The organism is Aeromonas sp. S9(2024) (assembly GCF_041403185.1).
Lineage (GTDB): Bacteria > Pseudomonadota > Gammaproteobacteria > Enterobacterales > Aeromonadaceae > Aeromonas > Aeromonas enteropelogenes.
In genome coordinates this window covers 135,787-156,954 of record NZ_JBGLRE010000006.1, presented here as the reverse complement: position 1 = coordinate 156,954, position 21,168 = coordinate 135,787, and the positions used below count along the sequence as shown (strand labels likewise).

Here is a 21,168-nt window from a genome sequence, read left to right as displayed (position 1 = left end):
AATTGAGCGCCACATCTATGTCAGCAAACGGAACCTGGATCAAGGCGATGAACGCGATCCAGGAGGGTGAATAACAACTAATAGGAAGTGAGATGCTAGATCCCAAAGTACTGGTAGCGCTGGATTATCAACACGAGGCAGATGCCTTGGCGTTCGTTGAACGTATCTCTCCGGCTCAGTGCCGTCTCAAGGTGGGCAAGGAGATGTTCACCCTGTTTGGCCCGCAGTTTGTGCGCCAACTGGTGGCCAAGGGGTTCGATGTCTTTCTGGATCTGAAATTTCACGATATTCCCAACACCGTTGCCAAGGCCGTGGCCGCCAGTGCCGAGTTGGGCGTCTGGATGGTCAACGTGCATGCCAGTGGGGGCGAACGCATGATGCGTGCCGCCGTCGAGGCGCTGGCACCTTATGGTGACAAGGCACCGCTGTTGATCGGCGTGACCGTGCTGACCAGCATGGAGCAGTCCGACATGGCCCCCATGGGGCTGGATGTGACCCCGGCCGAACAGGTGATCCGCCTGGCCAAGCTGACCAAGGCGGCAGGGCTCGATGGTGTGGTGTGTTCCGCCAATGAAGCGCATGAGCTGAAAGCCTTGCTGGGGGCGGACTTCAAGCTGGTGACGCCGGGGATCCGCCCAAGCGGCGCCGATGCCGGGGATCAGCGCCGGGTGATGACGCCGCGAGCGGCCGTCGAGGCGGGCTCCGATTATCTGGTCATCGGCCGTCCCATCACCCAGGCCGCCGATCCGGCAGCCATGCTGGCCAGCATCAATGCCGAGTTGAGTGCGTAATGGATACCGGGTGCAGGCCGAGCAACAGGCCTGCACCTGCTCCTATCAGATGGGATTCTATGTGCACCCTGGCACCGATCAGCGTGGCGATCGGGCTCTCGCCGGCATTGTAGAAGTCCACCGCCAGTTTGATCCCCATTCCTGCCAGCATCAGCCAGCCCGAGATCCGGCGCCCGTGCCGCAGATCCTGCATGGCGCCCCACATAAACAGACCATGCAGTGAGCCGGATAGCCCCATGTACCAGTGGGTCTGCGGGCACAACCACCAGATCCCCAATCCGACGGCGCACCAGAGCAACAGCATCAGCACAGGGAGTCTGGCGTACCCCAGGTAGTCGCGAAACAGGCTATACAGGATTGTGAGTCCACCCAGGTTGAGCAACAGGTGCCATTGATTGGTATGAACCAGATTGCCTGTTATGATCCGCCACCCTTCGCCCCGGGCGATCAGATCCCTGTCGAACGACAGCTGGAGATTGGGGACGGTAAAAAAGAGCAGCAAGCTGGCGAGAGAGAGCGTGATAACCCAGAGCCATCCGGATTTTTCTGACAACATGACACAGCCCAACAACAAGAAGAGTCGATACTGTACACGCTGTACCCGGGCCCTTAAAGCGTGCCTGTGCGATTATATCGTGCCGGTTGAAAACCAGACGCCGCTCTATATCCTGCAACACCCCAATGAAGTGGCGCATCCCAAGGGCACGGCTTCCCTGCTGGCGGCCTCTCTCAAAGGCGCCGAGCTGCATGTTGGCGAAGATTTTTCGCAAGTGGATTGGCTCAATGAGTTGCTGGCCGATCCCGCACGCCGCTGCTATCTGTTGTGGCCGGATGAGGAGGCGTTGTCACTGGCTCAACTGCGCCAGCAGTGCGAACTTACTTCGGGTTCGCATTTGCCGATCGCCTTTATTCTGCTCGATGGCACCTGGCGCAAGGCGTATCGCATGTTGCAGAGCAACCCCATGCTGGCCCGGCTGCCCCGCATCGGCCTGGAGGCGGTGGCAGGCCAGTACGCCATTCGCAAGAAACCCTTTCCCGACGCGTTGTCGACCCTGGAGGCGGGCTATCACCTCCTCGCCCAATGGGAAGGCACGCCCGAGCGCTATGCCCCTTTGCTCACCCTGTTCAATCAGCTCAACAGCCAGTGGCTGGCCTTTGCCGAAGGGCGCCGTCGTTAAATATCCCGAGGAGTCATCAAGATGAAAAAAGCAGTTGTGGTTTTCAGCGGTGGGCAGGACAGCACCACCTGTCTGGTGCAGGCACTGGCCCGATATGACGAGGTGCACGCCATCACGTTTGACTATGGCCAGCGCCATCGGGAAGAGATCGACACGGCCCGTCGTCTGGCCAGCCAGCTGGGCGTCGCGGCCCACAAGGTGATGGATGTGACGCTACTCAACGAACTGGCCGTCTCGGCCCTGACCCGTGACGACATTCCGGTGAGCGGCGAGCTGCAGGATAACGGCCTGCCCAACACCTTCGTGCCGGGTCGCAACATCCTGTTTCTGACCCTGGCTTCCATCTATGCCTACCAGGTGGGAGCCGAGGCGGTGATCACCGGCGTGTGCGAGACCGATTTCTCCGGCTACCCGGATTGCCGTGACGAGTTCGTCAGGGCGCTCAATCAGGCGGTGTCCCTGGGGCTGGATCGCGGCATCCGCTTTGAAACCCCCTTGATGTGGCTCGACAAGGCCGAGACCTGGGCGCTGGCGGATCACTACGGCCATCTGGAGACGGTGCGCCAGCAGACGCTCACCTGCTACAACGGCATCCCCGGCGATGGGTGCGGCAGTTGCCCGGCTTGCGAATTGCGCAGCCGCGGGCTGAACCACTATCTCGCCGACAAGGCTGGCGTAACGACTCGCCTGCGCGAGAAAACCGGATTGTAAACCTGCCTCTTGCCTGTGCTTGAGGTATAATCCGCGACTTTTGCAACCAGCAGTGATCAAGATGCACTACCCAATCAACGAGATTTTCCAGACCATCCAGGGGGAGGGCATCTTCACCGGCCTGCCCGCCATCTTCGTACGCCTGCAAGGCTGCCCCGTGGGCTGCCCCTGGTGCGATACCCGTCATACCTGGATTGTCGATCCCGAACGTGAGGTGGGTATGCAGGCGGTGCTGGATTGCTCCAACGAGTCGGATGGCTGGAGCAAGATGAGCACGGCAGAGATCCTGGCGAGTTTTCAGCAACTTGGCTATCAGGCTCGCCATGTGGTGATCACCGGGGGCGAGCCCTGCCTCTATGATCTGCATGAGCTCTCCACCGCCTTGCTGACGGCGGGTTATCAGGTGCAAATCGAAACCAGTGGCACCAGCGAGATCAAGACCCATGACGATACCTGGGTGACAGTGTCTCCCAAGATCGGTATGAAAGGGGGGCTGCCCGTGCTGGTATCGGCGCTGGAGCGTGCCAACGAGATAAAGCATCCGGTGGCCACCGAACACCATATCGAAGAGCTGGATGAGCTGCTGGCCACTGCACACCTGCGGGCCGATGTGGTGATTGCGCTGCAGCCTATCAGCCAGAAGCCCAGAGCTACCCAGTTGGCGATGACGACCTGTATTGCCCGTAATTGGCGACTCTCCATCCAGACCCATAAATATCTGGATATCGATTAATATGGAGTGGTTGTCCGACGAGCGGGTGCTGCTGACGCTGGCCAATAAAATGCCCTATGGCAAATATCAGGGGCGGCGGATCATTGATATTCCGGAACCTTATCTGGTGTGGCTGGCCCGCAATGGTTTTCCAGCCGGTAAATTGGGTCAGACACTGGCCCTGGCCTACGAGATCAAGCTAAACGGGCTGGAGTCCATGATTATTCCCATTATTAACAGGATGTCGGTATGAGAATATATACGAGGCAGGGTGACAAGGGCATGACTCGCCTGGCAGATGGTGTTCGTCTGGCCAAGGATCATTTGCGCGTCGAAACCTATGGTTATATCGATGAACTCAATTCCCATATCGGGGTATTGATTTGCGAGGTACCCGCGCAAGAGACAGCCTTATTGGCCGATTTGCAGTTGCTGCAGCAGGAGTTATTCGATTTGGGCGGCGAGCTGGCATTTTCCAGTGCCGCCCAGAATGCTGCCATCTGGCAAGTCAATGCCGCCTGGACTACCCGTCTGGAACAACAGATAGACGCTTACAGCGAGCAGCTGACCCCGCTGCGTCAATTTATACTGCCCGGGGGATCGCGCGCTGCAGCCCAGGCTCATGTGGTGCGAACCCTGGTGCGCCATTGTGAACGGCTGCTGCTGACCCTGAGCAAGGAAGAGGCCATCAACCCCGAGACCCTGCCTTATCTGAACCGGATGAGCGACTGGTTCTTTACCATCGCCCGTTACCTCTTGAGCCGGGAAGGCAAGGGGGAGGTAGTGTGGCTCAAAGCTGCCGATCGCCAGCCCTCGAATGTCTGATGGGAAAAATAATAAAAAACCTCGCCTTGGCGAGGTTTTTTATTGGATAGGCATGTCATCAAATAGCGAAATCTTCCAGCGATTGGCCTGCCGCAATGGCATTGGCAATCACCGATGGCATGCGTCCCTGGCCAGTCCAGGTTTTCTCTATGCCGTTATCCTGATAACGATATTTGGCAGGACGGGGTGCCCGCTTGGTTTTTTCGGATTTGGCCGGGCTGGCTGCGACAACTTTGACCAGGTCGGCAGGATCAATACCGGCCGCTTTGAGCATTTCACTGTATTCTTCAATTTTCCGTTGATGCTCTTCGCGAGCCTGACGTTCAGCGGCCTCATCCTGCTGGCGTTCGGCTACGATAATCGAAAGTTTTTCCAAGCCCTCTTCCAGTTGTGCCAGGGATAGCTCGCGGCAAGTCGCGCGCAGGCTGCGGATATTAAGCAGTACTTTCAAGAAATCATGCATAGGATTTACCATGTAGCGTCACAAGGAAATATATATGTCGACTCTGATTCTTGCGTCTCAAATTAAATATGTCAAGGCAGTGGAAATATAACAGGAGCCTTGTCCGGATAATGCTGGCAGCAATAATTGGTAGTCGGGACATTGTTCAACGGGATATCAATGGCGCCTGACTAGTTGAAAATAGCGCCAAAAAATTCAATAGCGAATCATTTGACTACCCTTTTGATGCTTGGTGACGTGTTTGTTATGGTTATTTAATCAAAAGACTTGCTATAAGCTGATGGCTGGATAAAATGTCCTGCGAATACCTTTAAGTAGAGGCGCGCTGCCTATGACTACTTGTGTGGAGGGTGATGCCGATGATGCACAAGGAAAGGAGTCAGCGCCGAAGTGGCCAGGCCATCATACCGGGCTGCTGGTTCTGCATCTAATAGGTGCAGGACTGCCATAGTCATCCACTATGGAGCGCTACCTGAAGGGGCTGAGGAGTATGACCTCCCCATGGGTTTTGTTTCTTTAGATCCTCTCGGTAGATCTCCACCTGTATCTTTAGGTGCAAAGAGATCATGGACATTAGTCATTTCGCCGACTCAGGTTGGTCTGTCGTTCCCCCTTTATTGGCTGTCGCCCTGGCGATCCTGACCCGCCGCGTCCTGCTGTCGCTCGGGGTCGGTATCCTAGCCGGCAGCCTGCTGCTCAACCAGTTTTCACCGCTCGATTCCCTGCACTACCTGCTGAACACAGTGCTCAAGATTTTCTGGGTTGATGGTGCCCTCAATAGCGACAATATCAACATGCTGTTGTTCATGCTGCTGCTGGGTGGCCTCATCAGCCTGATGAGCGTCTCCGGCGCGACCCGGGCCTTTGCCGAGTGGGCCGAACGTCGTGCCAAGACCCGCAAGGGGGCCAAGGCGCTCACCGGCATGATGGTCTTTGCCTTCTTCATCGATGACTTCTTCCACAGTTTGTCTGTGGGGGCCATCTGCCGTCCGGTGACCGACCGTTTCCAGATCTCCCGTGCCAAGCTGGCCTATCTACTCGACTCCACCGCGGCGCCCGTGTGCGTGCTGATGCCCATCTCCTCCTGGGGGGCCTACATCATCGCCCTGGTGGGGGGCATTATGGCGGCCCATGGCCTGACTGAACAGAGCCCCATCGCCGCGTTTGTCGAGATGATCCCGATGAACCTCTATGCCGTCTTCACCCTGGTGATGGTGCTGGTGGTGATCGCATTCCAGCTCGATATCGGCCCGATGCGCCAGCATGAAGAGTGGGCGCTGGAAGGCAAGCTGTGGGATGAATCCAAGGGGCGCCCCATCGGTCTGGACATGGAGAGCCCGGAAGAGAGCAACGGCGGCATGATCGACATGGTGCTGCCGATCCTGACCCTGACCGCCGCCACCATCTACTTCATGATTGACTCAGGTGCCGCCGTGTTGAGCGAGCAAGGGTTGCCGTTTAGCGTGCTCGGTTCGTTCGAGAACACCAACGTGGGTTCCTCCCTGGTGTACGGTGCCCTGTGCAGCCTGGTGGTCTCCATCGGTCTGGCCATGCGCCTCAAGCTCGGTGCCAAGAACTGGATCAAGGCCGCGCCGCAAGGGGTAATGGCCATGTTGCCCGCGATCAACATCCTGCTGTTTGCCTGGACTATCGGCGCCGTGGTGCGCGACGTGGAGACCGGCAAGTACCTGGCTTCCCTGGCCAACGGCAACCTGCCTGTCGAAGTGCTGCCTGCCGTGGTGTTCGTGCTCTCCTGCGCCATGGCGTTTGCCACCGGTACCAGCTGGGGCACCTTTGGCATCATGCTGCCGCTGGCCGGCGACATGGCCGCGGCCAGCGATGCGGCGTTGATGCTGCCGATGCTGGCGGCGGTACTGGCCGGTTCTGTATTCGGCGATCACAGCTCGCCCATCTCCAGCACCAGTATCCTGTCGGCCACCGGTGCCGGTTGCCATCACATCGATCACGTGATGACCCAACTGCCTTATGCCCTCTCCATCGCGTTCGGCGCGGCGCTGGGTTACCTGGCCATGGGGTTCATGCACTCCGCCCTGGCCGGTTTCAGCATCAGTGCTCTCTGGTTTGCACTCTTTACCAGCTATCACCTGAGAAAGGCGAAAGCGCGGCCGGTGCTTGCCACCGCGTAACGTCAATAGTGCAAGGGGCCTGCGGGCCCCTTGGTTTTGTCTGGGGCTTTGGTTAGCATGCGCCCCATCAATTCAGTTTCGGAACAGTAACATGGCTTCATTGCACTACAAATTTGCCACCATGAATTCAGGCAAATCGACCCAGCTCATCCAGGCGCATTTCAACTATCTGGAGCGGGGCATGCATCCTCTGGCCATGACTCCGGCGATCGACGATCGGTTCGGGGTGGGCGTGATCAGCGCCCGGGTAGGGCTCGAATTGAAAGTGGAGGTGTTCAGCGACACCTGCGATCTGTTCGAGATGGTCAAGGCGCGCCATGCCGAGAAACGGATCGATGTCTTCATCGTCGACGAGGCCCAGTTCCTGACCAAGGAGCAAGTTTATCAGCTGGCGCGCATCGTCGATGAGCAGGATATTCCGGTCATCGCCTACGGCCTCAAGACCGATTTTCGCGGCGAGCTCTTCCCAGGCTCCTACCATTTGCTCTGCCTGGCGGACAAGTTTGAAGAGCTCAAAAGCATCTGCTGGTGTGGCAACAAGGCCCACATGAACTCGCGAGTGAGTGAGGCAGGGCAGGTGATGCGCGATGGCGAGCAGGTGGAGATCGGCGGCAACGATCGCTATGTGTCACTGTGCCGCAAACACTATCTGGAAGGGCGGGCATTCAAGTAACGTCGCCTTGCGGATCCTTTGACAACAAAAGGGCGCCATGTCGGCGCCCTTTTGTTTGTCCGGGGCTCAGTCAATCTCGATATCCACCGGCGCTATGATGGGATCGGCCACCGGCAGGCGGTGGAACAGTTGACGAAAATGATGCTGCACCCGGCCGATATCCACCAGCGACATGCCGGAGGCGAAGCCGAACCAGACGTAGAGGCCGGTGAGATCGCGAAACATGGGGGGCAGGTAGCGTGGGGCGGCGATCAACCCCTCCAGGTAGTGCTGGTAGAGCACGGGGATATCATCCAGGGTCACCTTGCCGACAAACAGCATGGGCAGGATCTCGGGGACCCCCTCCAGCACGGCGCTACGGATGAAGTTGACCGTCTCCACATAACCGCGCACGTAGGAGAGATCCTTGGTAAAGCAGGCGCCCCCTTCGACCATGCCGCCGCGAAACACCCGTTGGGTGATCTTGTAGGCGTCGTGCTCGCTGGCCCCTCGTTGCACGAAATGCTGGAACACCTCGAGGAAGTTGGCTCCCCGCTCAGCCATGTCAATGGCCATCACCCGATCCGAGATGCGCTTGGCCCGATCCGGGAAGGAGCTGAAGGTGAGGGTCTCGATAAGCACGGCCAACCCCTCCTGGCAGGCGGTGATGCGGGGGGAGCCGGCGCTCAGCCAGGTGGCATAGGGTTGCTGACGGCCGTTGAGGGTGGTACCGACGTGCACCCAGCCCTCGTGGACCTCCAGTACCTGCAGATCGAGCTCCGAGAAGCGGGCATGGGAGTTGAGCTTGATGTAATCCCCGCCGGCGGCGGCGTCCGAGACGATGCCATCGCTCAGCTTGACCTGCACGGTGCCGTCGCTGAAATAACTTGAGAGCTTGCCCTGCAGCCTGGCAACCGCGATTTCCCCCTCAAACTCCTTGGGGTAGGGGCGCACCAGATGGCGGGCGCCGGGCAGGGAGAAGATGTCGCACAATCGCTCCCCCAGCTCGCGCAGGGTCTTGCGATCCCCGCGCAGGTGATCGCTGGCCGAGCCATATAGCAGCTGGCTGTAGCGCAGAAAGTCCGGTTGCCCGCGCTGGCGCAGCATCTCGATCACCACCATGTACTGATCGACCGTCTCCTGCAAAATGCGCCCGAGATCGTCCTGGGGGCCCAGCTTTCTGCGGATCCGGTCCCTGAGCTCTTTGAGCTCCAGATACTTGTTGCGGGGATCAAAGCCGAGGGGAAGCCCCTCGTAGAAGTGCCTGTCGATAGCAGGAAGCTGCCGGCCGCCACTGGCCAGAAAGCGCTCCTGCATCTGCCGTGGCCACTTGATGGCATCCAGAATGCGGATGGGCTTTTGCAGGGCGAGCAGCTCGTCCGACAGAGATTTCAGATGCAGGCGATATTTTTCTTGGATGGTCATAGGGCCCCCTGTGGGGCAAGCGTGGCCGTGGATTGGGCTGAGTATATGCATAGCACTTGCCAAAAAGAAGCCGGCCCCGCGCCGAGTGGGCAGGTGCGCTTTTGGTTGCTGGCAAATTGGTTTAGACTGCGCCCCTCGATCCCAATCTTGTCGTGGAAATAATGAATATCCCCAGCTCTGAAATGATAATGCGTTGGTTGCAGCAGGCTCGTATCGAGCACTATGTGTGTGACCAGTGCCATGGCATCCATATTGTCTCCCTGCAGTCCGTCGACGGTATTCAGGAGAGCCGGATCTTTGTCGAAGAGGAAGGGCTGCTGTTTTCATCCGAACTGGAAGTTCGTCCTTCGGCACTGCTGCCGCTGGTGGCCGAACTGGGGCGACTCAACATGCAGTACCCTTCGCTCAAGGTGTTTCTCGATATCATCGACGACAACTTGCCACGGCTGGTGGTCGGTCACACCGTCTTCACCAAGGCGGGGCTCAGCGTCGAGCAGTTCCTCTTGTTCGTGCAGAGCACGATCGCGGCGACCCATGAACTGGTATCCGAATGCGAGCGTTCCGGCTTCCTCAACCTGCCGGAAATCCAGGTTGCACCGGAATCTGTTCATTAATTCCGCGAACGATTCGTTTTGCAAAAAAAGCCGTTGACGCGGGCGGGGCTTTCCCCTAAATTACGCCCCGTTCCAGCGCAACGGCGCAACGAGCAGCGTGTTGGCTGAACACGTTAAACAACAGACCAAAATTTGGTGAGGTGTCCGAGTGGCTGAAGGAGCACGCCTGGAAAGTGTGTATACGGCAACGTATCGAGGGTTCGAATCCCTCCCTCACCGCCAAATTGCAAAGCCCGACCTGATGGTCGGGCTTTTTGCTTTCTGGCGTTTCTCGTACTGCGCAAATCCTGGCGGGAAAACGGACAGGTGCCGGTGAGTGCATGTCATCAGGCAACCCGCCTAGCCTCGACCAGTGAAGGGGCCTGTTCACCGGCGCGTCTGAGCTTGATAAAGACCCGCGCGGTGAGCCGGGTCAGCAGCTCGTAGGGGATAGTGCCTATCTTCTCGGCCACCTGTTCCACCGGCAGTCCTTCCCCCCACAAGGTTACCTCGTCACCACTCTTGTCGCGGGCCCCGGGGCCAAGATCGACCGTGATCATGTCCATGGAGACACGACCGACAACGGGCACCCGACGATCATTGACCAGCACAGGGGTGCCCTCGGGCGCCATGCGCGGATAACCGTCCCCATAGCCGACAGCGACCACACCGAGGATGGTGTCATGAGGGGCCACCCAGTGGCCGCCATAGCCGACGTTTTCTCCCTGCTTGCATGCCCGGGTGGCGATAAGCTGACTCTTGAGGGTCATCACCGGGCGCAGATCGTGCTCGCTGGCCAGTTGCCCACCAAACGGAGAGGCGCCATAGAGCATGAGTCCGGGTCGGATCCAGTCACTGCGTGAATCCGGCCAGGCCAGGATCCCTGCCGAGTTGGCCATGGCTCGCTCGCCCGGCAGATGGGCGGTGAGGCGGTTGAACTCCGCTATCTGCAACTGGGTGGCCGGCCCATCCTGCTCATCGGACTGGCTGAAGTGGGTCATGAGATTGAAAGGCTGTACCACATTCTTGCAACGGGTGAGCCGCTCGATAAAGGCGGGCAGCTCTTCGGCGCGCAGCCCCAGCCGGTTCATCCCGGTATCGAGCTTGAGCCAGACCTTGATGGGAGCGGGCAGGTGGGCCTGCTCGAGCAGCGCCAGCTGCTCGCGGGTGTGGATGGTGGTTTGCAGATCGTGGGCCGCCAGCAGGGGAAGTGCCTCTGCCGAGAAGAATCCCCCCAGCACCAGGATGGGCTTGGTGAAGCCGTTGGCGCGCAGTACCAGGGCCTCCTCGACCCTGGCCACCGCATAGGCATCGGCCCGGGCCAGGGCATGGGCGACCGGCAGCAGGCCATGGCCATAGGCATTGGCCTTGAGGACCGCGATGATCTTGCTGTGGGGGGCATGGCGCCGTACCACGGCAAAGTTGTGTTGCAAGGCATCCAGATCGATGCTGGCGGTAACAGTGTTCATGATGTGCCATTTCTTCCGTGAAATAGAGAAAAAGGGTTGCCCTCTATCAAGGGGCAAGGTCATTTGGCATCCCACATCCAGGGGATGTCCTGCGTGAATCTCTGTGTCGGGATAACGTCCTTATTGGCAGCCGATAGCAACTTGGATACTGATCGGCGCCTGCTGTGATAAAGGGGACTGTTATCCATGTCGGCCTGCGAGCCTTTATTTCCTCAGTCTCTTTTGCCAGTTCAGACAGTCATGAATGCCATTGCTGGTGTATCTGACTGCTTGTGTTTTATTTATGTTATCAGTTGGTCTGTTAGTGGTAAACAAAGTGAGATATTAAATCGATCTTTATGGGTTTTGCGGTTTTAAACTCCGCGTAAATTTCTCGATTGGTGGTTTGTGTCATGTTTAATGACATTGGCAGCGATTTCTATCCAGCGTATCGGGTTTATCCCAGCCAGCCTGGTGGTGCAGCCGGTCTATGGCGTGACAACGTGCGCCATCGACTGCGCTACGACCCGGAATTAAAGTGCGAATAGCAAATACTGAATATCGGCTGCTGACTGACAAGAGCTGCGAGCATCGCATGCTGACGAGCCGGCCCCGCGCTCCGGTTCGGGGCGTTGCGCAGAGAGTTGGCGCAGAGTGTGAGGGCAGAGTGCTGCGCAAGGAGAGACTACGGCCAGGGCAATGGAGGCCAGAAGGTCATTGGCGCTCGGAGCCGGCTCGGGTATAGTCCTGCGCCAACAAGATTGGTTCGGCCGGGTAGTCAGGCTCCCTCGGGAGCAGAGCACAGCATCTCCAGCCGATACAGCCTCAAAGGATACTTAGCCCATGAAATTCAGTCCCCTGCTCGATGAGATGATGAAAGCCCTGCAGGTGCTCCCCGGGGTGGGCCCCAAGTCCGCCCAGCGCATGGCGTTCACCCTGCTCGAGCGCGAGCGCAGCGGTGGCTTGCGGTTGGCCCAGCTGCTCAGTCGGGCGCTGACCGAGATCGGGCACTGCAGTCACTGCCGCACCTTTACCGAAAACGATTGCTGCGATATCTGCGCCAATCCCAAGCGCGAAGAGAACGGCCTGCTGTGCGTGGTGGAGAGCCCGGCGGATGTGGCGGCCATCGAGCAGACCGGCCAGTTTTCCGGTCGCTACTTCGTGCTGATGGGCCACCTGTCGCCCCTCGATGGCATAGGCCCTGAGGAATTGGGGCTCGATATTCTGGAGCGGCGCCTGAAAGAGGAGGCTATCAGCGAGCTTATCCTCGCCACCAACCCCACTATCGAAGGGGATGCCACCGCCTGGTATATCGCCGACATGGCCCGCGCCGCCGGTGTCGAGGTGAGCCGCATCGCCCACGGGGTGCCGGTGGGGGGCGAACTGGAGCTGGTGGATGGCACTACACTCTCCCACTCCCTGATGGGGCGCCAGCGCCTGACCTAAGCCCGCTGGCCGCCTGTTGATGGCGACACGCATTGGCCGAAAAACCGGCAATCGAACGGAAAAAGAGGGGCGAGTGAGGCAGATTGCACACTCGCCCCTTGATATTTGATCGGCCGTCCCCATCTAGGTTGGGCGTATGTTCAACCCGATGTTTCTGAGGATTGGTCCATGACCCAAAGTGTTCATGCCGAAACCCACGGCTTTCAAACTGAAGTCAAACAACTGTTGAGCCTGATGGCCCACAGCCTCTACTCCAACAAAGAAGTATTCCTGCGCGAGCTTATCTCCAACGCCTCCGATGCGGCGGACAAGCTGCGATTCAAGGCGCTCTCCGATGCCTCTTTGTTCGAAAACGACGGCCAGTTGCGTGTGCGCCTGGTGGTGGACAAAGAGAAGCGTACCCTGACCATCTCCGATAACGGGATCGGCATGACCCGGGATCAGGTGATCGAGCACCTGGGTACCATCGCGAAATCCGGCACCGCCGAATTTTTCAAGAACCTCTCCGGTGATCAAGGCAAAGATTCCCAGCTGATTGGTCAGTTCGGGGTGGGCTTCTACTCCGCCTTCATCGTCGCTGACAAGGTGACCGTGGTCTCCCGTGCCGCCGGCACCGAGCCGAGCCAGGGCGTGCAGTGGGAATCGGAAGGGGAAGGCTCCTTTACCGTGGCTGACGTGACCAAAGAGGGTCGCGGTACCGACGTCATCCTGCACCTGCGCGCCGAAGAGGACGAGTTCCTCGACGACTGGCGCCTGCGCTCCGTGGTAGGCAAGTATTCTGACCACATCAGCGTGCCGGTGGAGATGTATAAAGAAGGCACCCCGGATCGGGAAGAAGATGGCGAGACCATCGTCGGTACCCCGGGCGAGTGGGAGCAGGTCAACCGTGCCACCGCTCTGTGGACCCGCAACCCGAAAGACATCAAGGATGAGGAGTATCAGGAGTTCTACAAGCACGTCGCCCACGACTTCGAAGATCCGCTGCTGTGGGGTCACAACCGGGTGGAAGGGGCTCAGGAGTACACCAGCCTGCTCTACGTGCCGGCCCGTGCACCGTTCGATCTCTACAACCGCGAACAGAAGCATGGCCTGAAGCTCTACGTGCAGCGCGTCTTCATCATGGACGACGCCGAACAATTTATGCCGACCTACCTGCGCTTCGTCAAAGGGGTGCTGGACTCCAACGATCTGCCGCTCAACGTGAGCCGCGAGATCCTGCAGGACAACAAGGTGACCGCCTCCCTGCGCAAGGCCTGCTCCAAGCGGGTGCTGACCATGCTCTCCAAGCTGGCCAAGGATGACGCCGAGAAGTACGCCAAGTTCTGGAAAGAGTTCGGCAATGTGCTCAAAGAGGGCCCGGCCGAGGATTACGCCAACCGCGAAGAGATCGCCAAGCTGTTGCGCTTTGCCAGCACCGCCGGCGAGGGCGAAGCCCAGACCGTGTCGCTCGAGGATTACGTTGGCCGCATGAAGGAAGGCCAGCAGAAGATTTACTACATCACCGCCGACTCCTATGCTGCGGCCAAGAACAGCCCGCACCTCGAGATCTTCCGCAAGAAGGGTGTCGAAGTGCTGCTGATGTGGGAGCGGGTCGACGAGTGGCTGATGAGTCATCTGACCGAGTTCGACGGCAAGCAACTCATCTCCGTCACCCGTGGCGAGCTGGATCTCGGTGATCTGGAAGACGAAGCCTCCAAACAGGCACAGGAAGAGGCCGAGAAGGCCAACGCAGGTCTGGTGGAGCGGGTCAAGAAGAGCCTGGGCGATGCGGTGAAAGAGGTGCGTGTCACCCACCGTCTGACCGACTCCCCCTCCTGCATCGTTACCGACACCTACGGCATGAGCACCCAGATGATCAAGCTGATGCGCGCGGCCGGTCAGCCGGTGCCGGAGCAGAAGTACATTCTGGAGCTCAACCCCGACCACGCCCTGGTGAAGAAGCTCGACACCATCGAAGACGAGGCGCTGTTTGGCGAGTGGGTCACCCTGCTGCACGAACAGGCCCAGCTGGCCGAGCAGGGCGGGCTGAACGATCCGGCGAGCTTTGTCTCCCGCATCAACCGTCTGCTGCTGCAAGCCTAAGCGGCAAGCATCAACAAAAAGCCCACTGCATGCAGTGGGCTTTTTTTATATCCGCAAGGGAAAAGGCTATCGACGGTATTCGTTGTCGTAGTTCTGAATGAGGCGGCGAGTCACCTCGTGTTGGGGATCGGCGAATACCTTGAGGGTCTTGCCACGCTCCACCACGCGCCCCTCGTGCATCACCAGCACCTCGTCACTGATGTGGCTCACCACCCCCAGGTCGTTGGCCACCAGCACATAGCTGAGTCCCATCGTCTCCTGCATCTCCAGCAGCAGGTTGATGATCTGGGAACGCACCGAGATATCCAGGGTTGAAAGAGCTTCATCTGCTACCACTATTTTGGGGTTGAGGATCAGCGCCCGCGCCAGCGCCACTCGCTGCTGCTGACCGGCGGAGAGCATCTGGGGGTAGAAGAGGGCGTGATCCGGCAGCATGCCCACCATGCGCAGGGTCTGGATCACCTTGTCCTGCCGCTCCTCCTCCGTCATCTCGGTGTTGAGACGCAGCGGGGTCTCCAGGATCTGGCCGACCCGGATTTTGCGGTTGAGGGAGGAGTTGGGGTCCTGAAAGATCATCCGCAGCAGCTTGCAGCGGGTCTGGTAGTCGCCGTGCACCATCCGCTGGCCATTGATGGCGATCTCGCCGCCGCTGGGTTCGATCATGCCCGCCAGAATGCGCGCCAGGGTGCTCTTGCCGGAGCCGGCCTCGCCGACAATGGCCAGAGTCTGGCCCACTTCAAGGTCAAACGAGAGGGGCTTGATGGCTTCCACCGCCTGGCGCCGGAACAGGCCGGTGCGGTTCTGGTAGGTCTTGCACAGGCCCCTGACCTGCAACAGGGAGGGGTCGAGTTCCTGCTGGGCCGCTTGCGGGGGAAGGTTGACGGTCAGGCTCATTTCTTGGGTTCTTCCATATTCAGCGGGAAGTGGCAACTGAACTGATGGCCCTTGATCTTGCTCATCAGCGGGGTCTGTACGCACTGCTTCTGGGCGTGGGGACAGCGGGGGCCGAGGCGACAGCCGATGGGCAGGTGCTGCAGCGGCGGAATGACCCCTGGCAGGGTTTCGAGTCGCGACTTGTGGCGCACCAGCTTGTCAAAGTCCGGGATGGATTTGAGCAGGGCGTCGGTATAGGGGTGGTGGGGGGTCTCCAGGATCTGCTCCCGGGTGCCCACCTCTACCATCTGGCCGCAGTACATCACGTTGATGGTGTCGGTCAGGTTGGCGATGGCGGCGATGTCGTTGCTGATGATAAGGATGGTGGTGTTGCCCAGCTTGTTCATCTTGTCCAGCAGCCGCAGGATCTGGGAGTGAGTGGTGGACTCCATGGCGCTGGTGGGCTCGTCGGCCACCAGCAGGCGCGGCTGGTTGGCAATCGCCATGGCGATCATCACCTTCTGGCACATGCCATCTGACAATTCGTGGGGGTAGGCGCGCATCACCTTGCGGTGATCCTTGACGCCGACCCGGTGGAGCAAGGCGATGGCCTTCTTCTTGCGCCACTGGAAGCGCTGCCAGAACTGCCCCTCGAAGGAGTCGGTCGGGATCGCCTCCTCAAGCTGGGTGCCTATCTCTTCGGAAGGATCGAGACAACTGATGGGGTCCTGGAAGATCATGGCTATTTCACGGCCCATGATGCGGCGCCGCTCCCGGGGGGCCATGGTCAGCAAGTCCATGTCGTTGAAGCGCATCCGGTCGGCGCGCACCGTCCAGTTGTCCTTCTGGATACCGACGATCACCTTGGCCACCAGACTCTTGCCGGAGCCGGATTCTCCCACCAGGCCGCGGATCTCCCCCTCGGCCAGGGTCAGGCTCACCTTGTCCACCGCCTTGACCTTGCCCTGTGGGGTGTCAATTTCGATGGTGAGATTGCGAATATCGAGCAGGGGCATCAGTGACCTTCCTCATGACGATGTGGCACTGGGCGCGCCACGGCGCCGGTGCTGATATTGGCTTTGTCGAACAGGGGCTGCATTAGTCATTCCCCTCCTTGAGTGCTTCACGAATGCCTTCCCCCACCAGGTTGGTCACCAGCACGCTGAACAGGATGGCGATGCCGGGCAGAGTCACGGTCCAGGGGGCGAGGTAGATGAGATCCCCCGAGTCGCCGAGCATGGCCCCCCACTCGGGTTGCGGCGACTGGGCGCCGAGACCGAGAAAGCCCACCGCCGAGATGTCGAGGATGGCGGCCGACAGGGTACGGGTGGTCTGGGTCACCAGGGTTTCGACGATATTGGGCAGGATGGCGAGGCGCATGATCCGGAAAGGGGGCGAACCATCGAGGCGGCTTGCGGTGATGTACTCCTTTTGCATCTCGGCGTGCACCGCGTTGTAGGTGGCGCGGATGAAAGGGGGGATCAGCGCGAGAGTGATGGCGATCAGGGTGTTGAACAGGCCGGGCCCCAGGATGGCGACCACCAGGATCGCCAGCAGCAGGGAGGGGATGGAGAGCAGGGTATCGAGCAGGTGGTGCAGTACGCTCGATTTGAGCCCCTTGCTCATGCCCCCCAGGATGCCGATGGCCGAGCCCACCACCAGGGCGATGACCACCACCACCAGTGCATAACCGAAGGTGAGCCGTGCTCCCACCACCAGGCGGGAGAGCATGTCACGGCCCAGATCGTCGGTGCCGAGGAAGTAATCGATGTTGCCGTTGTTGGACCAGGAGGGGGCCAGCAACAGGTGGGTGGGATGCTGCTCGTCAATGCCGTAGGGCACCAGCAGTGGTCCGAACAGGGTGATGGCGATCAGCAGCAGGAAGCACCAGAGCCCCGCCATCGCCAGGGGATTGCGGCGATAGGCAGCCCAGGTCTGCTCCATGGGGGAGAGGATCTTGAGCTCGGGATAGATGTTCGATTTATCTTGCATAGGATACCTGGCTCCGGGTTACGCCATGAGCGCGTTCAATCTTGTCTGGCATACAACTCTTTGCGCCTTGCCGGATAGATAAGGGTGGTCAGCAATTCGGTGCTGACGCTGATGAAAATCACGAAACTGGCCACTACCAAGGTGGCGCCGCGAATGGCGGCGTAGTCCTGCAGGGCGATGCTGCTGATGAGCCAGCGGCCAATGCCGTGCCACTCGAACACTACCTCGGTGATCATGGCGGAGGTGAGCACGCTGCCAAGCTGCAGGCCGAGCAGGGGCAGCACCGGGGGCAGGGCATTCTTCAGACCATGGCGCCAGACGATCTGGGCCCGGGAGAGGCCGCGGCTCGCCGCCGCCTTGATGTAGTTCTGCTTCATCACGTCGATGAGGGAGCTGCGCACATGGCGGATCACCTCGGTGGTGGGCACTACCGCCAGCACCAGGGAGGGGAGGATGAGGTGGCGCAGGGCATCGTGCAGCGCCGCCTCCCGCCAGGGTTCGTGGCTCAGCAGCACATCGATCAGGGCGATGCCGGTGATGGTGGGCACGTCATAAAGCAGGCTGATCTGGCCGGAGGCAGGCAACCAGCCGAGATCCAGCGAGAAGAGCATCACCACCAGAAGGGCCAGCCAGAACACGGGGACGGCATAGCCGATCAGTCCCGCCGTCATGATGGAGAGGTCGAGCCCCCGTCCCTGATAGAGGGCGGCCAGGGTACCAAGGGGAATCCCCACCAGCAGCGAGATGGCAAAGGCCGCAAAGCAGAGGATCAGGGTGGCGGGGAAGTAGTGGCGGATCTCGTCCAGCACCGGCAGCCCGGAGACGCTGGAGAGCCCCAGATCGCCGGCCAGGATGCGGCGCAGGAAGTCGGGATAGCCGCGCCAGAAACTGAGCTCGTGGCCGATGAGGCGATACTCCAGCAGATAGGCGACCAGGGTTAGCGCCAGCAGGGTGATGAGCAGCAGGTTGATGCGACGCAAGGTGTAGAGAAACATGCTTACTCCCTGTAGGCCTGATTGAAGACGGTGCCACCAAAGGGCATCAGCTGCAGCCCTTCGATATCGCTGCGGCTGATCTGGGTGCGCAGGGCATGGGCCAGCGGAATGAGCGGCAACTGCTCGTTGAGCAGGGTCTGGGCGTAATAGTAGTTGCGCAGCCGAAACGCCAACTGGGGTGTGGTGACCGCATCGTCAAGCAACTGATCGAAGGCCGGGTTGCACCAGCGGCTGTAGTTATTGCCCCGCTCCACCGCCGAGCAGCTCAGCAGCTGGCGAAAGAAGTTGTCCGGGTCGGCGTTGTCGGCAATCCAGCCAGACAGCAGGCTGTCATACTGCCCCTTCATGAGGCGGCGCTCGATAACGGGCCAGGCCTGCTGCACTATCTTGAGCCTGATCCCCACCCTGGCGAGATCATTGCGCATCAGTTGGGCGGTCTTGATGGCATCCGGGTTGTAGGGGCGGGCGTCCGGCTGCACCAGCACCTGCATCTCGAAACCCTGCTCCAGACCCGCCTGTTTGAGCAGTAGGCGGGCCCGTTTCAGGTCCTGCTTGCGCTGGGGCAGGCTCGGGTTGTAACCCCAGGAGAGGGGCGGCAGCAGACTGTTGGCGGGCAAGCCTGTATCGAAATAGACCGCCTGCAGCAGATTGTCGACATTGATGGCGCTGGCGATGGCCTGGCGCACCTTGATGTCGTTGAACGGCGGCTTGCGGGTATTGAGGGCCAGGAAGGCGACGTTCATCCCGGACTGGACCGACAGGTTGAGATCCGGGTGCTGCTTGATCACTGACAGCTGGCTGGCAACCGGGGTGCTCATCACGTCGCACTCGCCGGTCAGCAGTTTGGCCAGTCGCTTGGAGGACCTGGGAGTGATGTCGTAGACCAGCTGTTCAATCCTGGCCTCGCCGCCCCAGTAGCCGGGGTGGCGCAGGTAGCGGATGAACTCGTTGTGGCGGTACTCCTTGAAGCGGAAGGGGCCGGTGCCGATGGGGCGGCTGTCGAGCAGCGCCGGGGTACCGGCTTTGAGCATCTGATCGGCATATTCGGCGGAGAGGATCACCGCATAGTCGCTGGCCAGGGTGGCGAGGAAGGAGGCATTGGGCTGGTTGAGCTCGAACACCACTGTCTGCGGATCTTTCGCGTAGACCCGCTTGATCAGCTGATCCTGCCCCAGGCTGTAGAAATAGGGATAGTCGCCGCCGGAAACCTGGTGATAGGGATGAAGGAGATCGAGCTGGCGCTCGTAGGTGAAGACCACATCCTCGGCGTTGAGGGTGCGGGTCGGCGTAAACCAGGGGGTCTGGTGAAACGTGACGCCCTGGCGCAGGGTCAGGGTATAGGTGAGGCCATCCTCGCTTATCTGCCACTTGCTCGCCAGGGCCGGCTCCAGCGTCAGGGTATTGGGGTTGACCTCCAGCAGGCGGTCATAGAGCGGACGGGCACTGGCGTCCAGCGTTACCCCCGAATTGGAGACATGGGGGTTGAAGGAGAGGGGAGAGCCCTCGGCGCAGTAAATGAGCCCGGTTTTCGAGGCCTCGGACTGCTTCTGGCAGCCGGTGACCAGCACCAGCAGGCCGAGCAGCAAGGGTTTGAGCATTCTCATTGTCTAACCATGTTTTTATACGAAGGTGCCAGCGTCGTGGCTGGCGTGTCGCGGGAGCCGGTCTCAACCGATCTCCGTCTGGTCCTGTTCTGCATCATTGTCACCATCTTGCAGCTGATACTTGCGTAGCATGCCACGGAACTGGTGATAGCTTAAGGCCAGCAGTTGGGCGGCTTTGCGCTGATTATACTGGGATTGCTGCATCGCTTGCTTGAGTAAATTAATCTCGTACTCCGCCACCGCCTGCTTCAGATCGAGCGGCAGGGCCAGGGGGGGCGTCATCCCGCCCGCAGGAACAGAGCGCTCTTCCGGCATGACTGGCGTTGTGGCGACCGCCGTCTGGCGCGGCCGCCAAGGGGAGTCGAAGGGATTGATCACCAGATCAGACAGCGGCAACTGGGGGTTGCCCTGACGGTAGATGCTGCGCTCCACCACGTTTTTCAGCTCCCGCACATTGCCAGGCCAGGGGTAGTCCAGCAGCAGCTGGGTCGCTTTTCGCGAGAACCCGGCGAACAGCGGATAGCCCAGCTCCCGGGTCATGCCGTGGGCAAAGTGCTCCGCCAGCATCAGGATGTCTTCCCGGCGCTCGCGCAGCGGGGGCAGGGTGATGACGTCAAAGGCGAGGCGGTCGAGCAGATCGTGGCGAAATTGCCCCTTGTCGGCGAGGGCCGGCAGATCCTCGTTGGTGGCGCACACCAGCCGCACATCGACCTTGAGCGCCTTGGCACCACCGACCCGCTCGAATTCGCCATATTCGATGACCCGCAGCAGTTTCTCCTGCACCCGGGCGCTGGTGGTGGCCAGCTCGTCGAGAAACAGGGTGCCGCCGTCGGCCCGCTCAAACCGCCCCTGGTGGCGCTTGGCCGCGCCGGTGAAGGAGCCTGCCTCGTGACCGAACAGCTCGGTTTCCAGCAGACTCTCGCTCAGAGTGGCGCAGTTGACGGTGACAAAGCTTTGATCCCAGCGCGTCGAGAGATAATGTAGGCGGTGGGCGATGAGCTCCTTGCCGGTTCCCCGCTCACCGATGATCAGCACGGGTTTGCGCAGCGGGGCGAGGCGTGAGGCCTGCTCAATGATCTCGAGAAACACGTTGGATTCTCCCAGCAGGCTTTCCGTGGCCGTGGTCATAGTGATCCCTGTCGGTTATAAAAGCTGGTCAATCTTACCAAAAGTTGGTGATTTTTATCACCACTTGTACCGGGCACCTTGAAACGCGATCATTCTGCACCCA

General features: G+C 59.9%; 21 protein-coding genes, 1 tRNA gene and 1 riboswitch. Of the genes, 12 read left to right on the top strand and 10 right to left on the bottom strand.

Annotated features, from left to right (window positions below):
- The first annotated feature begins 92 nt into the window (after window positions 1-92).
- Window positions 93-791, top strand: a complete 699-nt coding sequence (gene pyrF / locus ACB028_RS11970; protein WP_342009700.1) for an orotidine-5'-phosphate decarboxylase — start codon at window positions 93-95, stop codon at window positions 789-791.
- On the opposite strand, the gene rrtA is transcribed toward pyrF, so the two are convergent.
- Complete coding sequence (rrtA, locus tag ACB028_RS11965) at window positions 769-1,347, bottom strand: rhombosortase (RefSeq protein ID WP_042029263.1); 579 nt, start codon at window positions 1,345-1,347, stop codon at window positions 769-771. The two genes, pyrF and rrtA, sit on opposite strands and share 23 nt — an antisense overlap.
- On the opposite strand from rrtA, the gene ACB028_RS11960 reads away from it, so the two are divergent.
- From ACB028_RS11960 to ACB028_RS11940, 5 genes are all read left to right on the top strand, one after another.
- Window positions 1,346-1,969 (top strand): tRNA-uridine aminocarboxypropyltransferase, encoded by a 624-nt coding sequence (locus ACB028_RS11960; RefSeq protein ID WP_342012036.1) that lies wholly within the window; start codon window positions 1,346-1,348, stop codon window positions 1,967-1,969. The genes rrtA and ACB028_RS11960 overlap by 2 nt on opposite strands.
- 21 nt (window positions 1,970-1,990) lie before the next feature.
- Window positions 1,991-2,680 (top strand): 7-cyano-7-deazaguanine synthase QueC, encoded by a 690-nt coding sequence (gene queC / locus ACB028_RS11955; protein WP_224209412.1) that lies wholly within the window; start codon window positions 1,991-1,993, stop codon window positions 2,678-2,680.
- Between the two features lie 61 nt (window positions 2,681-2,741).
- A complete protein-coding gene (gene queE, locus ACB028_RS11950) occupies window positions 2,742-3,413 on the top strand; it encodes a 7-carboxy-7-deazaguanine synthase QueE (protein WP_371144370.1) in 672 nt (223 codons plus the stop codon).
- A gap of 1 nt (window position 3,414) precedes the next feature.
- The gene (locus tag ACB028_RS11945) at window positions 3,415-3,645 is read left to right on the top strand and encodes a DUF3820 family protein (RefSeq protein WP_026458128.1); all 231 of its coding nucleotides are present in this window, start codon (window positions 3,415-3,417) and stop codon (window positions 3,643-3,645) included.
- Window positions 3,642-4,217 (top strand): cob(I)yrinic acid a,c-diamide adenosyltransferase, encoded by a 576-nt coding sequence (locus tag ACB028_RS11940; protein WP_124239927.1) that lies wholly within the window; start codon window positions 3,642-3,644, stop codon window positions 4,215-4,217. The genes ACB028_RS11945 and ACB028_RS11940 overlap by 4 nt, the downstream gene beginning before the upstream one ends.
- A gap of 58 nt (window positions 4,218-4,275) precedes the next feature.
- On the opposite strand, the gene ACB028_RS11935 is transcribed toward ACB028_RS11940, so the two are convergent.
- Window positions 4,276-4,680 carry an H-NS family nucleoid-associated regulatory protein gene (locus ACB028_RS11935; RefSeq protein WP_371144369.1) on the bottom strand — a complete coding sequence of 135 codons (405 nt, stop codon included), beginning with the start codon at window positions 4,678-4,680 and terminating at the stop codon, window positions 4,276-4,278.
- A gap of 307 nt (window positions 4,681-4,987) precedes the next feature.
- Window positions 4,988-5,159: riboswitch (Lysine riboswitch) on the top strand.
- Between the two features lie 87 nt (window positions 5,160-5,246).
- Between ACB028_RS11935 and ACB028_RS11930 the strand changes: the two genes are divergently transcribed.
- Complete coding sequence (locus ACB028_RS11930) at window positions 5,247-6,827, top strand: Na+/H+ antiporter NhaC family protein (protein ID WP_042029257.1); 1,581 nt, start codon at window positions 5,247-5,249, stop codon at window positions 6,825-6,827.
- Window positions 6,828-6,918: 91 nt separating this feature from the next.
- The gene (locus ACB028_RS11925) at window positions 6,919-7,500 is read left to right on the top strand and encodes a thymidine kinase (RefSeq protein WP_042069658.1); all 582 of its coding nucleotides are present in this window, start codon (window positions 6,919-6,921) and stop codon (window positions 7,498-7,500) included.
- A 66-nt stretch (window positions 7,501-7,566) separates the two neighbouring features.
- Here ACB028_RS11925 and ACB028_RS11920 read toward each other — a convergent pair whose 3' ends face one another.
- Window positions 7,567-8,904 (bottom strand): flavohemoglobin expression-modulating QEGLA motif protein, encoded by a 1,338-nt coding sequence (locus ACB028_RS11920; RefSeq protein ID WP_371144368.1) that lies wholly within the window; start codon window positions 8,902-8,904, stop codon window positions 7,567-7,569.
- Between the two features lie 188 nt (window positions 8,905-9,092).
- Between ACB028_RS11920 and ACB028_RS11915 the strand changes: the two genes are divergently transcribed.
- Window positions 9,093-9,518 (top strand): YbjN domain-containing protein, encoded by a 426-nt coding sequence (locus ACB028_RS11915; protein ID WP_042029255.1) that lies wholly within the window; start codon window positions 9,093-9,095, stop codon window positions 9,516-9,518.
- 134 nt (window positions 9,519-9,652) lie between these two features.
- Window positions 9,653-9,740, top strand: a tRNA-Ser gene (locus tag ACB028_RS11910).
- 104 nt (window positions 9,741-9,844) lie between these two features.
- Here ACB028_RS11910 and alr read toward each other — a convergent pair.
- The gene (gene alr, locus ACB028_RS11905; protein ID WP_371144367.1) at window positions 9,845-10,966 is read right to left on the bottom strand and encodes an alanine racemase; all 1,122 of its coding nucleotides are present in this window, start codon (window positions 10,964-10,966) and stop codon (window positions 9,845-9,847) included.
- Window positions 10,967-11,788: 822 nt separating this feature from the next.
- On the opposite strand from alr, the gene recR reads away from it, so the two are divergent.
- On the top strand, window positions 11,789-12,391 hold the full coding sequence (gene recR / locus ACB028_RS11900) for a recombination mediator RecR (protein WP_371144366.1): 603 nt from the start codon (window positions 11,789-11,791) through the stop codon (window positions 12,389-12,391).
- Window positions 12,392-12,559: 168 nt separating this feature from the next.
- Window positions 12,560-14,473, top strand: coding sequence for a molecular chaperone HtpG (gene htpG / locus ACB028_RS11895; RefSeq protein ID WP_371144365.1), 1,914 nt, complete (start codon window positions 12,560-12,562; stop codon window positions 14,471-14,473).
- 66 nt (window positions 14,474-14,539) lie between these two features.
- Here htpG and ACB028_RS11890 read toward each other — a convergent pair whose 3' ends face one another.
- The 6 genes from ACB028_RS11890 to pspF form a co-directional block, all read right to left on the bottom strand.
- The gene (locus ACB028_RS11890) at window positions 14,540-15,367 is read right to left on the bottom strand and encodes an ATP-binding cassette domain-containing protein (protein ID WP_371144364.1); all 828 of its coding nucleotides are present in this window, start codon (window positions 15,365-15,367) and stop codon (window positions 14,540-14,542) included.
- Window positions 15,364-16,362, bottom strand: coding sequence for an oligopeptide/dipeptide ABC transporter ATP-binding protein (locus ACB028_RS11885; RefSeq protein WP_042029245.1), 999 nt, complete (start codon window positions 16,360-16,362; stop codon window positions 15,364-15,366). Before ACB028_RS11885 ends, ACB028_RS11890 begins: the two co-directional genes overlap by 4 nt.
- An 82-nt stretch (window positions 16,363-16,444) precedes the next feature.
- Window positions 16,445-17,338: an ABC transporter permease subunit gene (locus ACB028_RS11880; RefSeq protein WP_042029244.1), complete on the bottom strand. Its 894-nt coding sequence runs from the start codon at window positions 17,336-17,338 to the stop codon at window positions 16,445-16,447.
- A 35-nt stretch (window positions 17,339-17,373) separates the two neighbouring features.
- Window positions 17,374-18,333: an ABC transporter permease subunit gene (locus ACB028_RS11875; RefSeq protein ID WP_042029243.1), complete on the bottom strand. Its 960-nt coding sequence runs from the start codon at window positions 18,331-18,333 to the stop codon at window positions 17,374-17,376.
- A gap of 2 nt (window positions 18,334-18,335) precedes the next feature.
- The gene (sapA, locus tag ACB028_RS11870) at window positions 18,336-19,931 is read right to left on the bottom strand and encodes an ABC transporter substrate-binding protein SapA (protein WP_216994173.1); all 1,596 of its coding nucleotides are present in this window, start codon (window positions 19,929-19,931) and stop codon (window positions 18,336-18,338) included.
- Window positions 19,932-20,000: 69 nt separating this feature from the next.
- Window positions 20,001-21,065 carry a phage shock protein operon transcriptional activator gene (pspF, locus tag ACB028_RS11865; RefSeq protein ID WP_371144363.1) on the bottom strand — a complete coding sequence of 355 codons (1,065 nt, stop codon included), beginning with the start codon at window positions 21,063-21,065 and terminating at the stop codon, window positions 20,001-20,003.
- Window positions 21,066-21,168 lie beyond the last annotated feature (103 nt).

Bases quoted from the DNA above. Each gene is read 5' to 3' on its own strand.
- ACB028_RS11885 (WP_042029245.1), bottom strand. From the start codon at position 16,362: ATGCCCCTGCTCGATATTCGCAATCTCACCATCGAAATTGACACCCCA.
- ACB028_RS11935 (WP_371144369.1), bottom strand. From the start codon at position 4,680: ATGCATGATTTCTTGAAAGTACTGCTTAATATCCGCAGCCTGCGCGCG.
- ACB028_RS11890 (WP_371144364.1), bottom strand. From the start codon at position 15,367: ATGAGCCTGACCGTCAACCTTCCCCCGCAAGCGGCCCAGCAGGAACTC.
- ACB028_RS11920 (WP_371144368.1), bottom strand. From the start codon at position 8,904: ATGACCATCCAAGAAAAATATCGCCTGCATCTGAAATCTCTGTCGGAC.
- pyrF (WP_342009700.1), top strand. From the start codon at position 93: ATGCTAGATCCCAAAGTACTGGTAGCGCTGGATTATCAACACGAGGCA.
- ACB028_RS11940 (WP_124239927.1), top strand. From the start codon at position 3,642: ATGAGAATATATACGAGGCAGGGTGACAAGGGCATGACTCGCCTGGCA.
- sapA (WP_216994173.1), bottom strand. From the start codon at position 19,931: ATGCTCAAACCCTTGCTGCTCGGCCTGCTGGTGCTGGTCACCGGCTGC.
- pspF (WP_371144363.1), bottom strand. From the start codon at position 21,065: ATGACCACGGCCACGGAAAGCCTGCTGGGAGAATCCAACGTGTTTCTC.
- alr (WP_371144367.1), bottom strand. From the start codon at position 10,966: ATGAACACTGTTACCGCCAGCATCGATCTGGATGCCTTGCAACACAAC.
- ACB028_RS11875 (WP_042029243.1), bottom strand. From the start codon at position 18,333: ATGTTTCTCTACACCTTGCGTCGCATCAACCTGCTGCTCATCACCCTG.
- ACB028_RS11945 (WP_026458128.1), top strand. From the start codon at position 3,415: ATGGAGTGGTTGTCCGACGAGCGGGTGCTGCTGACGCTGGCCAATAAA.
- ACB028_RS11960 (WP_342012036.1), top strand. From the start codon at position 1,346: ATGACACAGCCCAACAACAAGAAGAGTCGATACTGTACACGCTGTACC.
- queE (WP_371144370.1), top strand. From the start codon at position 2,742: ATGCACTACCCAATCAACGAGATTTTCCAGACCATCCAGGGGGAGGGC.
- queC (WP_224209412.1), top strand. From the start codon at position 1,991: ATGAAAAAAGCAGTTGTGGTTTTCAGCGGTGGGCAGGACAGCACCACC.
- ACB028_RS11915 (WP_042029255.1), top strand. From the start codon at position 9,093: ATGCGTTGGTTGCAGCAGGCTCGTATCGAGCACTATGTGTGTGACCAG.
- recR (WP_371144366.1), top strand. From the start codon at position 11,789: ATGAAATTCAGTCCCCTGCTCGATGAGATGATGAAAGCCCTGCAGGTG.
- htpG (WP_371144365.1), top strand. From the start codon at position 12,560: ATGACCCAAAGTGTTCATGCCGAAACCCACGGCTTTCAAACTGAAGTC.
- ACB028_RS11925 (WP_042069658.1), top strand. From the start codon at position 6,919: ATGGCTTCATTGCACTACAAATTTGCCACCATGAATTCAGGCAAATCG.
- ACB028_RS11880 (WP_042029244.1), bottom strand. From the start codon at position 17,338: ATGCAAGATAAATCGAACATCTATCCCGAGCTCAAGATCCTCTCCCCC.
- rrtA (WP_042029263.1), bottom strand. From the start codon at position 1,347: ATGTTGTCAGAAAAATCCGGATGGCTCTGGGTTATCACGCTCTCTCTC.
- ACB028_RS11930 (WP_042029257.1), top strand. From the start codon at position 5,247: ATGGACATTAGTCATTTCGCCGACTCAGGTTGGTCTGTCGTTCCCCCT.